The organism is Sulfurospirillum arcachonense DSM 9755 (assembly GCF_000597725.1).
Lineage (GTDB): Bacteria > Campylobacterota > Campylobacteria > Campylobacterales > Sulfurospirillaceae > Sulfurospirillum_A > Sulfurospirillum_A arcachonense.
Window position 1 is genome coordinate 1 of the sequence record NZ_JFBL01000037.1, and the last position, 1280, is coordinate 1280.

The following is a 1280-nucleotide window of genomic DNA, read 5'->3' on the forward strand; positions in this document are numbered from 1 at the left end:
TTTATTTAAACATACTCAGGTTATGAGAATCAAGATTTTTCTCAGCCTTTGCTTTTTCTTCATCAAGTTTACCTTCATAAAATTCATATTCAGGTTTATAATAGTTAAGCATCGTTCTTAGGCCTTTATGACCCATTTCAACGTGACAAGATGCACAACTAATTTGTTTATCAGTATCAAGTAATTTTGCATAATGTGCATGCATTTGTTTACCTTTTTTACTGATACTTTTATTAGTTTTATAATTACCATGACATGAGATACATCCTTCATCATAAACGAAATGTTCTCTTTTTTCACGATTTTTTTGCCAATCAATATCTTCTGGGTTACCAAAGTAATGTATTGCGCCTTCTACAACACCATTTCTTGCTTTAGTATAAATATATGCAAAAAGGCTATCATGAGGTAAATGACAACTTACACAATTTACTTTAATACCAGTTTTTCCGCTTCCACCATGAACGTCATCGTGATATGAATTAACCATTGGTCTCATTTCATGACATGCCACACAGAAGTTTTCATCACTTGTTCTATGAAGACCTTCATATGTTATCCATGAAATCACAAGTCCTATAAATATTCCTACTAATCCAATTATTAAGATGTTCTTTTTCATGGTGTGTCCTTCGTCCAAATCTTAACATCATGTTCATGGCACTCTGCACACATATTTATTGATGGTTTATGTTCGTTATGACATTCATCACAATATAGTACTGGTCCATCATGAATTGAATTATGAGGATTAACATGTAATTTATCCATGAATTTTAATCTATCTGCTAAATACTGCTTACTTTTATGACAAGATAAACAACCTTTATCGCCCGGTGTTGTAAATTCTTTAGGGTTATTTCCTTGTCCCTCATGGCAATATACACACTCAAATGAGAGTTTTGCATGATGAGACTTCATTGGAAATTCTTTTCGAAGTTCAGGTGTAGATTTAACCTGCTCAACAGCAGGTTTAGCTTGCTCAGGAGCAGCAGCTTTTTCGCTGCTACTTCCGAACAAAAATGCTACACTAAAAATGAAAAAAAACCCTAGAGAAAAAAGAGTTTTTTTATTCTTCATAATTAAATATTTTCTCCCGCAATCATACCGAATGTTAAACAATCAGTTACAGCTACACTTCCTAAACGGCTCGCTCCATGAGTACCACCTGTTACTTCTCCAGCTGCATATAATCCTGCAATTGGTTTCATTGTGTTTCCTGAAATTACTTGTGCTTTTGTGTTAATCTTAACTCCACCCATTGTGTGGTGTGGTTTTGG

Annotated in this window: 3 protein-coding genes; all 3 read right to left on the bottom strand. The window is 33.9% G+C overall.

The genetic code is table 11. From position 1 onward, the window contains the following. Position 1: 1 nt before the first annotated feature. Entirely contained in the window at positions 2-622 is a 621-nt protein-coding gene (locus tag K354_RS0113625; RefSeq protein ID WP_024956021.1) for a cytochrome c3 family protein, read from the bottom strand. Then, entirely contained in the window at positions 619-1080 is a 462-nt protein-coding gene (locus K354_RS0113630) for a cytochrome c3 family protein (protein WP_024956022.1), read from the bottom strand. Before K354_RS0113630 ends, K354_RS0113625 begins: the two co-directional genes overlap by 4 nt. A 2-nt stretch (positions 1081-1082) precedes the next feature. Further along, positions 1083-1280, bottom strand: a 198-nt coding sequence (locus K354_RS14490; RefSeq protein WP_156928245.1) for an FAD-binding protein, incomplete at its 5' end; no start/stop codon positions are given.

Bases quoted from the DNA above. Each gene is read 5' to 3' on its own strand.
- K354_RS0113630 (WP_024956022.1), bottom strand. From the start codon at position 1,080: ATGAAGAATAAAAAAACTCTTTTTTCTCTAGGGTTTTTTTTCATTTTT.
- K354_RS0113625 (WP_024956021.1), bottom strand. From the start codon at position 622: ATGAAAAAGAACATCTTAATAATTGGATTAGTAGGAATATTTATAGGA.